A 14,324-nucleotide genomic window follows, 5' to 3' on the forward strand; every position below is an offset into this window, starting at 1 on the left:
TGTTCGAACTCATACATCTTGTGGGTGGGCTGGCAGCTTGGCTGGTTCGCCGCATCGTTAATCCAGGGAGATTCCCGCTATGGCCGATTGTCTCTTTCTGGCCGGTGCGACCGGGGCGATCGGGCGCCGCGTCGCGCCGCTGTTCGTCGCCGCCGGCTGGCGCGTCGTGGGCACCACGCGCTCGTCGGACAAGGCGCCCATGCTGCGCGAGTTGGGGGTGGAACCGGTTGTTGTCGATGTGTTCGACGCGGCCGCGTTGCGCGCCGCGCTCGAGGCCGTCCGGCCCCAGGTCGTCATGCATCAGCTTACCGACCTCCCGCCCGGTCTCGACCCGGCCAGAATGGCCGAGGCGTCGCAGCGCAACGCCCGCATCCGCGATGAGGGCACACGCAACCTGGTCGCTGCAGCAGTCGCGGCGGACGTCCGGCGCATCGTCGCGCAGAGTATCGGCTTCGCCTATGCGGATGGCCCGTTGCCACACAGCGAGGACGATCCGCTGGACAGTGACTTCGACGGTCCACGCGGCGTCTCGCTGCGTGGCGTCGCCAGCCTCGAGCGGCAGGTGCTGCAGGCGCCGCTGGAAGCCGTCGTGCTGCGCTATGGCCGGCTTTACGGTCCTGGCACCGGATTCGATGCGGCGGCGGGCGCCGCTCCCATCCACGTCGACGCAGCGGCACGCGCCGCCGAGTTGGCCGTGTTGCGCGGGAAGACCGGCATCTACAACATTGCCGAAGACGACGGCACGCTCGCCTGCGACAAGGCGAAGCGCGAGCTGGGATGGAGCGCTGACTGGAGGGGCGGACAATGACAACGGGACCCGGGCAGCGTGACCCAAACCTGGAAATCCGCTACGTGGATGACCCGGAAGACGCGGCGGCATGCTACGCATTGATGCTTGAATTGCGGCCGCACCTCGCATCCTGCGAAGAATTCCTCGAGCGCTGGCGGCGTCAGGTGGCCGTCGGTTATCGTCTGCTTGCACTGTGGCAAGGCGCAAAGCCGGTGGCGTTGGCGGGTTTTCGGGTGCAGGACAATCTGGTCCACGGTCCGCATTTTTACGTGGACGATCTGGTGACGGAAGCAGCATCGCGCAGCGCGGGATACGGCGAGTTGCTGATGGATCGTCTGAAGGCCGAAGGCCGTGCACTGGGTTGCGCAAAGCTGGTACTGGATACGCCGCTCACCAATACACTCGGCCATCGTTTCTACTACCGTCAGGGGCTGCTCGCCACGGCGTTGCGCTTCAATACCGTGCTTTGAGGGGAACAGTATCAATGAGTGTTCTGTTGCACATCAGTGCGAGTCCGCGTGGACTTGCATCGCATAGCCGCAGAGTGGGGCGGCAGTTTATCGGGCATTTGCAAACCATGGATGGACCGCCGCTGCAGATCGTCGAGCGCGATCTGGCGGCGCAGCCGTTGCCATATCCGGATTGCTCGTTCGTCGATGCCATGCTGATTCCTGAAATGCAACGCACTGCTGAGCAAACGCAGGCGTTAGCACTTTCGGAGAAGCTGATTGCTGAGTTGGAATGTGCCGATGCGCTGCTCTTCGACACGCCCATGCATAACTTCACGGTGCCCGCTGCGCTCAAGGCGTGGATCGATCATGTGGTGCGGATCGGCCGGACCTTTCGCAGCACGCGCGAAGGGAAGGTGGGACTGCTACGCGATCGGCCCGTGTTTATCGTGATTGCTTGCGGTGGTCCTGTACCGGAACCGCCCACTGCAACCGGTCAGGTGGATTTCCTTACCCCTTATCTGCGCTACGTGCTGGCAACGATCGGACTACGAAACGTTTCGGTATTGCGTTTGACCGGCCTCTCGCGCGGTGAAACAGCACTCGCGCAGGCCGATGCGGACGCCGCCGGGTGGATTGAGGCGGCCACTGCCGACTGGAAGCGCACGACATGGAGTGCCGCGACATAAAGCGGAGCGATTCAACGCTGGCGTCGGGAAATATTACGCCACCCGCTACGCGATATCTGCAAATTCTGCCGCTTTATGTCGCCGATTTGAATTGCATGTGAATCTCGTGCGGCGAACGTGCGGGGCGCCCCGCTTAAACCCCCGGAAAATCGAACAAATACTATACACGGCCGGTCGCGCTCATTTAAAATCCGCTCATTAGTGAATATGAGCGGCACATAATGCTTATGCAATTCACATAAATTTAACGATTCATCGGGCGGTATGAAATCGTTATTTTTCTGCTTTAGATAAATCCGTGCTGGACAAGGGTGCGCATCGGCAGGATGCCTTCGCGCAGGGGCTGATTGGGCTGTGGGATGCAGGTATGGCAGCGCATGCGGGTGAATGCACCACTGGCGTATGAATCCGCCGGAGTTCGGCCGCCGCCTGCAGTGTTTGAGAAATCCCTGAAAGTCAGACCTGGCGGCAATATTTTTATGGGCATGTGCGCCCAGAGTGGGCTAATGCGTGGCCAATGCAGGTGTGAAGACAGCTTATGCAGGATTCGATTATTTGATCGGGTTTTAAACAAGGAGTAGCGATGAGTTGGTGTGATCGTTTTAATCATAATGAAGCCACGGAGCAATTGGCTCTGCCAGGCTTGCGTCAATTGGCTGCCGTGATGGCCGCGTGTTTCGTGCTGGCGGCTTGCAGCACCACCAACGATTCTGCCAGCGAGGCCGCTGCGAAGGCCGCAGCCGCGTCGGTCGGAGAACTGGCGAAGGGCACGGTGATTCCGGTCGGCAATGTGCCGGCGGGTCTCGACATCAGCGCCGACAGCAAATGGCTTTACGCAACCAGCAATGGCGACAACACGCTGGCGGTGGTCGATCTGGCTAACCGCAACGTGGCGAAGACCATCGACGGCCATGCGCCCGCCAAGACCTCGGACGATTGCCAGGATAACTTCTGCCGCGGCGTCGGCGCGGTTGGGGTTGCCGTGGACGCGAATGGCCGCCGTGCTTATGTGACCTCGTTGCGTCCCGATTCGCTGGTGTTCGTCGATCTGGAGAAAGGCCGCATCGTGCGCACGGTCCGCGCCCAGCGCTTTCCGCAGAATATCGTGCTCTCCGCGGATGGTCGCCGCGCGTATGTGTTCAATGTCGTCTCCAATACGGTTTCGGCGTTCGAGACCGCTAACGGCCGCCCGTTCGGCCGCTTCGATCTGAAGGGCGGCGACGCGCGTGACGAGCCGTTCGGTCGGCCGGTGGGTCTGGTGTTGTCCGCGGACGGCAAGCGCCTGTTCGCGACCGACGGCGTGGCGGGCACGGTCGAAGTATTCAGCACGGTGAACCGCAAGCTGATCGGCACCATCGATGCGTCCAGCCCGCTTGATCTGCAAATCGACCCGCACAGCGGCAATCTGCTGGTGCTGTCACGCGACGGCATTGTCGAATACGACGCGCAAACGCTGAAGCCGGCGAACACGCTGCATTTTTGCGGCACGCCGACGGCTTATCATTTCGCGCTGAGCCCGGACGGCAGCACGCTGGCAGTGTCGTTTCCGCAAGACGGCGCGGTGGCGACTATTGCGCGTGATAGCGGCAAGGTGAGCGGCGGCTACGCAACGGGCAACAATCCGGAAGCGTTGCGCTACACACCGGACGGCGCGACGCTGGCGGTCGTCTCGGACGGTGGTGTGGTGCTGTTCGACGCCTCGGATCGCAGTGGTGCGCGAGCGTATGTCGCTAAGCACGGCGAACTGTTCTGCCCGGCTGCGGCTGGCTAAGTCAGGTTAAGGCAGGTTAAGCCACGTTAAGGCAGGACACTGTCTCGCTAAGATTGCGGCGTGATCACCTGTTGATCACGTCGCAAACGAGTTCTCAGAAGATCGCCATACCGACACACCCGCCGCAGCAATCGCAAAGCGGTGCTGCGTACCCTGATGCAACCGCGTGTCTTCGCTAGCGATATTGAAATACGCCCCGCCAATCTCCACGCGGATATAGCGCTCGCCGCGGCGCAGTTCGATGGCGTCCACGTTGCCAATGTGAGGACCGTCGGGCGTCGCCACCAGCGCGTGCGACGACACGCGCCACATCACCCGCCGGCCCGCTTCGATCGAGCGCTCGTTCGTTTTTACCGCAAGGCCGTCGCCAATTTCGAGCACACCCGCTTCGCGCATGATCCCTTCGCCCACGTTGTGCAGACCGAGCAGTTCGGCCACGCGCATCGTCGCCGGCTGTTCATAGACCGCATCGAGTGCGCCCGCCTGTAGCACACGTCCCTGCTCGATCACGAGGACTTCGTCGGCAAGCAGCGCAGCCTCGTCGGGATCGTGTGTGACGATGACCGTCACCGCCGCAATCTCCCGCTGCAACGCACGCAGCGACTGTTGCAAACGCCGGCGGCGCGGCGTGTCGAGCGCGGCGAACGGCTCGTCGAACAGCAGCAACTGGCTGTGGCGCGTCAAGGCCCTTGCGAGTGCCACACGTTGACGCTGACCGAACGACAGTTGATGCGGCAGCCGCCCAACCAGCGCGGCAAGACCCAGATGCTCGAGCCAGTAGCGGGCGCTGGCGGCGTCGGCATCGACGGGAAAGGCCAGTTGTTGGGCCACCGTCATATGCGGGAACAGACCGTAGTCCTGCGGCATATAGCCAATCTGGCGCTGCTCTGGCGGCAACGCGTCCAGTTCCGCCGTGCCGAGGCGTACCGTGCCGCGCTCGTTACGCTCGAGTCCCGCTATCAATCGCAGCGCAAGAGACTTTCCGGAACCCGACGGGCCGATGACGGCAAGGCGCCGGGTGACCGGTGTCCATGCAATGTCGAGATCGAACGTGCCGAGATGGCGTTTCAGTTCGAAGGCAAGTTGAAGCGGAGCGGCTTCGGCAGCCGGCATTGAAGTCACGGGATGAAGGGCGGCTTCGTCGCCGCTTTCCGCTCGTGGATCGATGCCGTTTTGCCGCCTGCTGTACAGCGACAGCGCGGCGCATACAACCGCAATCGTCAAGGTGGGCAAGAGGAGCGGCATCATGGCCGGCAGCCCCTGGCCGCCGAATACCACATAGGTATAGACCGGCAACGAATAGGGGTGATACGCCACCATCACGGTGGCGCCGAATTCACCGAACGCCCGCAGCCACGACAGCGCAAGACCCGCGCGAATCGCCGGCCACGCCACCGGCAGCGTGACGCGGAAAAAGCGGCTGCCCGCGTGATGGCCGAGCGTCGCGGCGACGTCGTCGAAGACCGGATCGACGGCAGCAAACGCGGACTTGGCAGCGATGATCAGGAACGGCGCGGCGACGAAAGTCTCCGCGAGCACGATGCCGGTAAACGAATCGGTCAGGGCGCCGCCGGTCAGACTGCCGACCCAGCTATACGGTCCAAGCAGGAACAGCAGCAGCACGCCGCTCGTGAGCGGCGGCAGCGCGAGCGGCAATTGCACGATGAAGCCGAGGACCGCCACCTTGCGCGAGTTCGAGCGGGCGAGAAAGTAACCCAGCGGCACCCCGCCGATCAGGATCACGAGCGCGGCGACGCTGGCGCTCCCCGCGGAAATCGCCACCGCCGACCACGTGGCATGCCAGTCGACGCTGGCCCAGTCGGCTGCGCCGAGCTGGGGCACGCTGGCGACGAACGGTGCGCAAAGATAGACGGCCAGCAGCGCAGCCAGCCAGACAAGCGGCTTGGCCGCGACACGCTTCATCGCGACGTTATTGCGCCGCGTCGATCACGGCTTGCACCGACGGCGGGATAGCCTGGCCATTGCCGGTCACAGCGGGCTTGATCACATCGACGCCATGCTGCTTCAGCAACGCGCGGCCTTCGGCGCTCAGCAGGAAGTCGACAAAACGCACGGCGCCTGCGCTATTCGGCGCGTCGTTCAGGATGGTCAGCGTGTAGGCTGCTTTCGCCTTCAACTCGGGAGCCGGCTGGAACGCGGGAATCTTCAGATCCGACGTTTCGGTCGAGTAGAAGAAGCCGGCGTCGAGCTGGCCCGATTGCAGCCGGCCGACGAGCGTTTCCTCAGGCAATACCTGCTCGGGATTGTCCGGCGCACCGAGCGTCTTCTCGACGAGGTCCGGTTGATGGTACAGATCCGCGGCCTTGGTCATCATCTCGACCGTGAACGCGCCCTTCGGATCGAGCTTCGGATCGGTGCGGCCGATGCGGATACCCGGTTCCTGCAACACCTGGTCCCAGCGCTTCGTCTTGAAGTCGGCGGCGAACTTGCTCTTCGGGTTGTAGCCGATCATCAGCGGCGACTCGGCGAAATTGACGTACCAGCTCACGTGGTCGCCGTTATCGGCGCCCATCAGGCTCTGATTGACCTTGGGACTCGCGCTGATAAACACATCACCGCGGCGCAGCTTGCCCTTGATTTCGTTGGCGATCTTGTTCGAGCCCGCCGCGTAGCCGCGAAACTGCAGGCCGGTGGATTTCTCGAAGGCGGGGCCGACGCTGCGCTCCATCAGGTTGACCAGCGAACCTGCGTATAGCACGTTGACGGTGTTGTCCTGGGCGAAGCTGGGGGTGGCGGCCGCCAGGCCGGCGACTACCGTGAACGATGCAAGCAGCTTGCGAATCATGCCATTTCCCGTAGCGTTATGAAGATCGCTATATTACGACGCGACGGCGCGCCGTGGATTGAAACCCCCACTATCGGAGCATAGACCGCGCGATATATCCGGTATGCCGTGGGGCCAACTGCCGCGCTGGGCGGCCTGCGGCGTAATATATGCGAAAATATTGCGCTTCGGGTGTTTCAACCACTTGACGCGGTGTGCGGCGAATCGCTGCATCTTTGCCTGGCTGCGCGGCCCAATTCGTTGCGGAGGATCTGCAAGCATGGACTCGATGAATCTGACTGTAGAGCTTCCGGAACAGGCGCTTGCCAGCGTTTTCGCGCTGACCGGTCACGTGCTGCAGCCGTTGTCGTTGACGCTAGAGCAACTCAGAAGCTACGACAGCATGCTGGCCGCGCCTTTCGATCTACGCTGCTTTACGACCAACCGCTATATTCGCCGCGTTGGTCGCTATCGGGGTGTCAGTCTGACCGCGCTCATCAGGCAGGCCGGTCTGCGCAACGACTCGCCCGGCGATTTCAAGCGGATGGTGTTCGTCGCGGCGGCGCAGGACGGTTATGCCGTGACCTTCTCGTGGCATGAACTGTTCAACACGCCGGTGGGCGAGAGCGCGCTGATCGCGTATGAATGCGACGGCGAGCCGCTGAGTGCCGAAGACGGTGCGCCGATCCTGTTTTCCGGTGCCGACATCATGGCGGCGCCGCGGCACGTCAAGCGGCTCAAACGGATTGATGTGCAGTTGCTGCGTCCGTTGTAATGGTTTGGAAAGCTATGCGGACGCATCAATGGCTCGAGGCGGCGATCGACCCACGTTCTTTCGATGCCCGTCTGTTCGCCAAACTGATCGCTGCCCGCGAAGTGCGTGGGGAGTGGGCGCTGCTAGGCCTCTCTCCGGCACAGTGGAGCGGGCTCATTGGCCGTCACTTCCGGTTCACGCCGGTCGCGCCCGATCTGACCGGTTTAAGCCGGTTCTCCGGCGTTGACGCAGCGGCCGCTGTCGCGGCATTAGCAGTGGACACCCACGAGCATGTCGAATTTGCCACCGCAATGCGCGCATTGATGCTGCAGTACGCGAGCCCAGCCGTGCTGCCCGACGATGCCCAATGTCTCGCAACGATCATCGCGCACGCATGCTTGCGACCCGATCATCTGTGGCGTGACCTCGGACTGACTGGGCGCGACGAAGTCTCGGCGATGCTCGAGCGGTATTTCCCGTCGCTGGCCGCGCTCAATGTGGAGAATCTGCGCTGGAAAAAATTTCTGGCCCAGCAACTTGCCTTGTCGCTTGGACAGGAGCCCGGTCCTGCACCGGGTTGTCCCGGTTGCGAGGATTACCGGTTTTGCTTTCCTCGCGCGTCTTGAGGTCATCCCCTGGCTGGACAGATGCGGCTCTATCCCGATGCCGCTTCGCAATCGGCTTCGTGTATGCTTTCGCGCATGGCTGAATCTGCTAAAAATCCTTCTATGCCGGCGAAAACGACCGGTATAAAACCCGGCGCTAAAGCCGCCACAAGGGCGGGTAGCCGGGCCGGCACTCGCGTGGCCTCCAAGGCTGACTCCAAAGCCGGCGCCAAGGCCGGCACCCAGGTCCGCAACAAGGCACGGCCCGAGGTTCGCTTCCGGATGCGCATTCGCAAGGGCGAGACCGTCGCACTTGGACCGGGCAAAGTCGAACTGCTTGAAGCGGTGCGCGAACACGGCTCGATCTCGGCCGCGGCGCGCAGCCTCGATATGTCATACCGGCGCGCCTGGCTGCTGATCGACGAGCTGAACCGGTCGCTGAAGTCTCCCGCAACGGTTTCAGAGCAGGGCGGCCAAAGCGGCGGCGGTTGTGTCCTCACCGAGGTCGGCGAGAGCATCGTGCGCCTCTATCGCGATGTCGAAGCGCAAGCCGAACAGGCCTGCGCCACGCAGATCGGCGATCTGATCCGCTTGATGCGACTCTGAATTGCCGAAGTGGCGTGGAGTCTTCGTTGGGGCGCCAGCTAACACGCTTCGGCTAACCCCTCTTCAGCCATGCCGCAGGCAAAACGCCGAAGGCGGGCGTGAGTTCGGTGCCGCGCTTTGCAGGTCACCGCGGTCGGTATGCAGACGCGTAATCAGGTCGATAAAACTGGTAACGCTCGCCGTTCGCAGCGGGTGGTAGTCCACCTGATGACGCTCGCACACGCGCTTGAGCATGTTCATCGAATCGTGATCGATGCAATCCACCGGAAACACCACGAGGTCGGCACCCGGCAATGCCGCGGCGAGCAGACCCTTGCGATCTTCCACCCCACCGTCGTGCACGACGAGTTCGCCGCCCGCGGAGCTCACCAGCGCCTTGAGCGCCGTATTCGAGCCGGGCCGTCCGCCCACGTACACCACGCGTTTGCCATGTAGGCCGGCAAGTCCCGCGCGACGCGCGTCCGGTTCATCGAGCGCGTCGAGCGTGGCCCGCTCGAGCGCGTGACATTCCGACTGCACCGCCTTTAGCAACGCTAGCGCCTGATCGCGGCTCTCGCGTAGCGCCTCGGCCGTTCCTTGTTCCTGCAGCGCGCGCTGTTCCGCGGCTTCCCGGCGGCTGGTGTGCAGCGCGAGACGCTCGTTCGCTTCGGCAAGCTTCTCCTGCAGCGCTTTCACTTCTTCCGCGAGACTAGCGGTGTCGACGGGTAATTGGGGGCGTGCCTGCGCGCTTAGTTTGACAACCTGTTCGCTTAGCTGCGCGACGGTTGCGTCCCGCTGCGTGCTGATCTCGTGCAGGCGGTTCTGTTGCCGTTCCACCTTGTCGCGAAGCGCGGCGTTTTCCTCTTCGAGCGCCACCAGCCGGCGAATATCCGCACGATTGGCCGCGCCAACCAGATGCGACAACATGTGCAGTTCGCCGAAAGCCGCCTGGCGCACCGGCATCGTTGCGTACGGATGGGTCATCAGCGCCCAGTAGGCGGGCGGAATGTCGCCGTTCTTGAGCGACTCGTTCCAGAGCGCGAGCAATGCCTCTTCGTCGCGCGCCTGATCGAAGCGCCGGAGTGCGCCGGCATAGCGTTCGTCGAGCGCCTTGTGGAGCGCCTTGCTGCCTGCGCCGCCCGCAATCGCGAGTTCGACCGCAGCATGGTGAATCTCAAGGTCGCTCGCGTGCTGACGGTCGAGATCGGTGAACTTGGGTACCAGCTTGCGCAATTCGTGCGTCGTGAGGCAGGTGCCGATCACGGAGCAATGCAGATGCGGGTCCAGTTCGGTCAGCTTCGTGCGCCGCTTCGAGCTGGCGAGCTGCCCAGGTGATGGCGGCGCGCAGCAGGCGTCGGCCACGCGCAGGCGAGCGCCGGCGCCGTCGTCGGCACGGTTTGCGTCGGCGGTTCGGGCGAGGCGAAACGGGGGAGCTTGCATGATGACCTCGAATCCGGTTCCGGTGTCAGGGCTCGCCGGCGAAGTTCACCGGGTAATGTCGAGTCCGCCACCTTCAGTTTCTCTAGCGAAATATACCATCGAATATAACGGTGGGCGTTTGACGGGTCGGCTGCAGGGCACCCTATCAGCCTGCCGACGACACGACTAAAGACGCCCGGGCGTGCTGCTCCAGCACATGTTCGACGCACAGGCCGACGAAGGTCGCATCGAGGCGCTCGAGCGCAGCGGCGACTTTGCGCAGCGCGGCGTGGTCGTTGCTTTGGGCGTCGGAGAAAATCGCGTCGCGCAGTTGCTCAGCCGAACGGGCTTCCTCGATCGCGGCTCTGAGTTCTTCGAGGCGGCCAAAATTGCTCGTCTTGCCTTGCTCGCCGAGGATGGCGAGAAGCTGGCTAAACGAGTGTGAGCCCGAGTTGCCGGCCGCAGGAAAACTGTCCTGGCCGTCGGCGAACATCTGTACGAAGCGCAATACGCTGCCATAGAGACGCCTGAAGGCATCGACGACATCGCGGATCAACTCGGCGCGCCCGCGATCGGTGGCGGATTTCAACGCCGTGATCGTGGTTGAAAAGCTCTTCGCGGTCCGGCCGGGATGTTCCGGCGATTCGGACAGGGTGGATCGACTGCGCACCAATCTTGGCTCCAGGTTGCCGGTTACGGTTTGTGGTGCAGCGGGTTGGCGGGGGTGTTGAGTTTGGGAACCACAGAGCACGCGCGCCATTCGTTACCTACCGCTGTATTCCATAGGATATAACGAATGTCGCGACGATATCCAGTTCCTCGACCATCCGCGAGCAGCAAAGATGCCTCGCGACCTTGGCGATACAGTGGATGTGACGCAGACCGCGTTGTCGTCTGTATTATCGATTGAATTAATTATTCTGTCGGTCTGTGGCAATGACAGGAAATAGCAGCACGGCTAGGATGGGGTCCGTTTGGCGTTAGTCCAGCTATCGATTTACCTATCGACCCACCTATGCCTATGTCCCAGACTCGCGACGCGCTGCGTCCTCAAACAACCAATGAGCCGGTCTCGCCTGCGCCGGCGGGCATCCCCCGCAACGCAGGCTTTGTGCTTGCCACCACCTCCGCAATCTGCGCGCTGATCGTGCTCGATACCAATGTGGTCGCGGTCTCGTTACCGTCCATTGCCCGCTCGTTTCACGCAAGCTTTGCCGATGTGGAATGGGTCGTCAGCGCCTATATGGTCGCCTTCGCGGCGTGCCTGCTTCCGGCGGGCGGCCTGGCCGACCGGTTCGGCCGCAAACGCATGCTGCTGCTTGGGCTCGCCGTGTTCTTTCTGGCGTCGCTCGGCTGCGGCCTCGCGCCGTCGGCATTGCTGCTGAATATTGCCCGCGCCGTGAAGGGCGTGGGCGCGGCGATGCTGGTGACTGCGGCGCTCGCCGTGATCGCCAATACGTTTCATGAGGGTCCCGAGCGCGTGCGTGCCTGGGCGGTGTGGGGCACCTGCATGGGATTGGCGACGACCGTGGCGCCGCTGGTGGGCGGCGTCATTACGCAATGGCTCGGCTGGCGCTGGATCTTTCTGCTGAATCTGCCGGTCTGCACGGTGCTGATTGTGTGCGCGTGGCATGCGATCCAGGACTCGCGCAACCCCGAAGCCGGACCTATCGATGTAGCGGGCAGCCTGTTATTTGGCGTCGGACTGGCGGTGGCTATCTGGGCCCTGATCGCGGCACCGTCGGCGGGTTGGACGAGCGGCTCGACCGGCGTGAAACTATCGGCGGCGGCGCTGCTGTTTGTCGCCTTCGTTCAACTGCAGCGCGTGCGTCGTCATGCGATGGTGGACCTTGCGCTGTTCCGTCAGCCGCGCTTCGTGGCCGCGGTTCTCGCCATGTTTGGCTATGCGGCATGCGCGCAGGTCATGATGACCTTTCTGCCGCTTTATCTGCAGAACGCATTTGGGCTGCCGGCCATCGCGGCGGGCGTGGGCATGCTGCCGTTTGCGCTTGCCATGGTGGTGGGGCCGTATGTCGGCGCGGTGTTGTCCCGGCGTCTCTCGGCTATGGCGATGCTCAGCACGGGCTTGCTTTTGATCGGCGCGGGCAATCTTCTGACTGCTCTGGTTGCAGGCGAGGCGCGTTATGGCCTGGTGGCGATCGGCATGGTGGTGACGGGCCTCGGCGCGGGCGTTCTTAACGGCGACACGCAAAAGGCCATCATGGCGTGCGTTCCGCCGAACCGTACCGGCATGGCATCAGGTATCAGTACGACCACGCGCTTTACCGCTATCGTTACGTCGGTCGGCGTGCTCGGTGCAGTGCTGGCTGCGCGCACCCAGTCCGCGTTTTATGCGCGGCCTGAGTTGACTCCCGCGCTCCGAAACGCACTCGACGCGGGCTTTCTGTCGCGTGTATTGGCCGGTGATGCGGCTGGGGCGAGCGCACACCTGCCGCCGGCGATGAGCGCGCCGCTCGCGGCTGCTGCTCATGCCAGCTTTGCCAGCGGTTTTGCATCATCGCTCTATCTTGCTGCTGCGGTTGCGGCGGGGATCGCGCTGGCGGTGTACTTGCTGGCGGGTCGAGCAAGCCGCGCGGCGGCGGGGCGGGTTCGAGGCCATAACGTCCAGCCTGGCAGCTAGCCGCTCGTGTCACCCAGGGCAATGACCCAGGACCGGAGCCGGAGGCGGCGGCGGTTTGAATGGCACAATATGACACGAACGCAGCGGTTCGTTCGTCGTGACATTGAGACAGGCCGGCCATAAGGAGAAGGTCGATGGCACCATCCGCTTTGCTACGGGAACAATACCAACGATGAGTCATCCCAATACCAACAGCGAGTTGATCGGGCGCTTCTATGAAGCTTTCCAGAAGCAGGACGCCGAAGCGATGGGCGCATGCTACGCCGATGACGTGGTCTTCAGCGACCCCGTGTTCGGCGAGTTGCGCGGCGAGCAGGCGCGCGATATGTGGCGCATGCTGGTCGCGCAGGCCCAGGATTTTTCCCTGACGTTCGACGCCGTCACCGCGGACGAGCGTACCGGTCGTGCGCACTGGGTGGCGCGTTATCTTTTCAGTCAGACTGGCCGCAAGGTGGAGAACCGGATTCAGGCGCAATTCGTGTTTCGGGACGGGCGCATCGTCGAGCATCGCGACAGCTTCGACCTTTGGCGCTGGTCGCGGCAGGCATTGGGACTCAAGGGCTCCTTGCTCGGCTGGACGCCCTTCGTGCAAGGAGCAATACGGGCGCAGGCGAAGAAAGGCCTCGATGCTTATCGGAACAAGCGCGGCTGAGTCCGGGCACGACGTTGACCCTGATCCGAAAGGCCTGTCCACCTGGCCTACTTGCGTGAGATTGGCGGGTTGATGCAGTATCTCGTTGAGAGCGAGCGTTGCGTGTGAGCGGAAATTCGCCGCCCACCCGCGCGCCGAATAAACTCGAACAAACAATACCAAGGGACGAGTACTTATGCCTGTCGTGGATGCGGCCTGGGAAGATTGGCTGGCCACCAATGCGAAGCGTGGCTGTACCGTGGATTCCATGGTCGCAGCCATGATGGGGGCGGGTTTCGATCAGTTCTCCGCTAGCAGTGCGGTGCAGCGCGCGGTGAGCTCCGCAAATGTTGGCGGTGTGGTGGCCGCAACGGCCAATGCCGCGGGCGCCGTTGGCGTGGCAAGCGGATCGGACGCAGCAAACGGCCCGAGTGCCTTCGGCTCCGCTGATCAGGCAAGAACACCGGGCGGCATCGCGGCAACCGCAGGCACCGAGGCGAGCCTCGTCAAAGCGGTACAAGGCACGTACCAGTACGACGCATTACCCGTGGCAAGCGGCAATCTGATCCGCGCGTACGATCGCGATGTGAAGGTGGTGATGCGTTGCGAGCGGCCACAAGTGGTCGTCTTTGCCGACGTGCTTTCGCCTGAAGAGTGCACCGAGATGATGGAGCGTTCGCGGCATCGTCTCAAACGCTCGACCACGGTCAATCCGGACACCGGGCAAGAAGACGTGATCCGCAATCGCACCAGCGAGGGTATCTGGTTTCAACGCGGCGAGGACACGCTCATCGAGCGTCTCGACCAGCGGATTTCCAGCCTGATGAACTGGCCGGTGGAGAACGGCGAGGGACTGCAGATTCTGCATTACAACACCAGCGGCGAATACCGTCCGCATTTCGACTATTTTCCACCCGATCAACCGGGCAGCGCGGTGCATACCGCACGCGGCGGCCAGCGTGTGGCGACGCTGATCGTTTATCTCAACGACGTGCCGGATGGTGGCGAGACCATTTTCCCTGAGGCAGGTTTATCGGTTACCGGCAGGCAGGGTGGGGCGGTGTACTTCCGTTATCTGAACGGCTTGCGGCAACTCGATCCGCTGACCTTGCATGGCGGCGCGCCCGTGTTGGGCGGCGACAAATGGATCATGACGAAGTGGATGCGGGAGCGCGAGTACGTTTAGGGGACTCGCTTTCCCGCTT

14 protein-coding genes are annotated in these 14,324 nt (G+C 62.9%); 10 read left to right on the forward strand and 4 right to left on the reverse strand.

Translation table 11 applies throughout. The annotated features are described in order from the left end of the window. The first annotated feature begins 79 nt into the window (after window positions 1-79). From P3T17_RS32530 to P3T17_RS32545, 4 genes are all read left to right on the forward strand, one after another. On the forward strand, window positions 80-808 hold the full coding sequence (locus P3T17_RS32530; protein WP_429410877.1) for an NAD-dependent epimerase/dehydratase family protein: 729 nt from the start codon (window positions 80-82) through the stop codon (window positions 806-808). After that, on the forward strand, window positions 805-1,260 hold the full coding sequence (locus P3T17_RS32535; RefSeq protein WP_429410879.1) for a GNAT family N-acetyltransferase: 456 nt from the start codon (window positions 805-807) through the stop codon (window positions 1,258-1,260). Before P3T17_RS32530 ends, P3T17_RS32535 begins: the two co-directional genes overlap by 4 nt. A 14-nt stretch (window positions 1,261-1,274) precedes the next feature. Next, window positions 1,275-1,928, forward strand: a complete 654-nt coding sequence (locus tag P3T17_RS32540) for an FMN-dependent NADH-azoreductase (protein WP_429410881.1) — start codon at window positions 1,275-1,277, stop codon at window positions 1,926-1,928. A 628-nt stretch (window positions 1,929-2,556) separates the two neighbouring features. After that, window positions 2,557-3,699: a YncE family protein gene (locus tag P3T17_RS32545; protein ID WP_429410884.1), complete on the forward strand. Its 1,143-nt coding sequence runs from the start codon at window positions 2,557-2,559 to the stop codon at window positions 3,697-3,699. A gap of 75 nt (window positions 3,700-3,774) precedes the next feature. Here P3T17_RS32545 and P3T17_RS32550 read toward each other — a convergent pair whose 3' ends face one another. Both P3T17_RS32550 and P3T17_RS32555 read right to left on the reverse strand, forming a co-directional pair. Then, complete coding sequence (locus P3T17_RS32550; RefSeq protein ID WP_429410886.1) at window positions 3,775-5,622, reverse strand: ATP-binding cassette domain-containing protein; 1,848 nt, start codon at window positions 5,620-5,622, stop codon at window positions 3,775-3,777. A 7-nt stretch (window positions 5,623-5,629) separates the two neighbouring features. Further along, entirely contained in the window at window positions 5,630-6,505 is an 876-nt protein-coding gene (locus P3T17_RS32555) for an extracellular solute-binding protein (protein ID WP_074268504.1), read from the reverse strand. Between the two features lie 259 nt (window positions 6,506-6,764). On the opposite strand from P3T17_RS32555, the gene P3T17_RS32560 reads away from it, so the two are divergent. The 3 genes from P3T17_RS32560 (at window position 6,765) to P3T17_RS32570 (ending at window position 8,449) form a co-directional block, all read left to right on the forward strand. Next, on the forward strand, window positions 6,765-7,259 hold the full coding sequence (locus P3T17_RS32560; RefSeq protein ID WP_429410889.1) for a molybdopterin-dependent oxidoreductase: 495 nt from the start codon (window positions 6,765-6,767) through the stop codon (window positions 7,257-7,259). A gap of 14 nt (window positions 7,260-7,273) precedes the next feature. Continuing rightward, entirely contained in the window at window positions 7,274-7,864 is a 591-nt protein-coding gene (locus tag P3T17_RS32565; protein WP_429410891.1) for a nitrogen fixation protein NifQ, read from the forward strand. Between the two features lie 261 nt (window positions 7,865-8,125). After that, window positions 8,126-8,449: a winged helix-turn-helix domain-containing protein gene (locus P3T17_RS32570; protein ID WP_074269460.1), complete on the forward strand. Its 324-nt coding sequence runs from the start codon at window positions 8,126-8,128 to the stop codon at window positions 8,447-8,449. 63 nt (window positions 8,450-8,512) lie between these two features. Here the strand turns inward: P3T17_RS32570 and P3T17_RS32575 are convergent, their stop codons facing one another. Then, window positions 8,513-9,868, reverse strand: coding sequence for a DUF2325 domain-containing protein (locus P3T17_RS32575; protein ID WP_429289033.1), 1,356 nt, complete (start codon window positions 9,866-9,868; stop codon window positions 8,513-8,515). 145 nt (window positions 9,869-10,013) lie between these two features. Continuing rightward, window positions 10,014-10,607 carry a hypothetical protein gene (locus tag P3T17_RS32580; RefSeq protein WP_429289032.1) on the reverse strand — a complete coding sequence of 198 codons (594 nt, stop codon included), beginning with the start codon at window positions 10,605-10,607 and terminating at the stop codon, window positions 10,014-10,016. A gap of 255 nt (window positions 10,608-10,862) precedes the next feature. Here P3T17_RS32580 and P3T17_RS32585 point away from each other — a divergent pair, with 255 nt between their 5' ends. The 3 genes from P3T17_RS32585 to P3T17_RS32595 all read left to right on the forward strand — a co-directional run bounded on the left by P3T17_RS32585 (window position 10,863) and on the right by P3T17_RS32595 (window position 14,305). Continuing rightward, window positions 10,863-12,488 (forward strand): MFS transporter, encoded by a 1,626-nt coding sequence (locus tag P3T17_RS32585; RefSeq protein WP_429410894.1) that lies wholly within the window; start codon window positions 10,863-10,865, stop codon window positions 12,486-12,488. A gap of 172 nt (window positions 12,489-12,660) precedes the next feature. Beyond that, window positions 12,661-13,140, forward strand: coding sequence for a nuclear transport factor 2 family protein (locus P3T17_RS32590; RefSeq protein WP_429410896.1), 480 nt, complete (start codon window positions 12,661-12,663; stop codon window positions 13,138-13,140). Window positions 13,141-13,315: 175 nt separating this feature from the next. Continuing rightward, the gene (locus tag P3T17_RS32595; protein ID WP_429410898.1) at window positions 13,316-14,305 is read left to right on the forward strand and encodes a 2OG-Fe(II) oxygenase; all 990 of its coding nucleotides are present in this window, start codon (window positions 13,316-13,318) and stop codon (window positions 14,303-14,305) included. The last annotated feature ends 19 nt before the right edge of the window (window positions 14,306-14,324 follow it).

It is taken from the genome of Paraburkholderia sp. GAS82, from assembly GCF_050436285.1.
GTDB classification, from domain to species: domain Bacteria; phylum Pseudomonadota; class Gammaproteobacteria; order Burkholderiales; family Burkholderiaceae; genus Paraburkholderia; species Paraburkholderia phenazinium_B.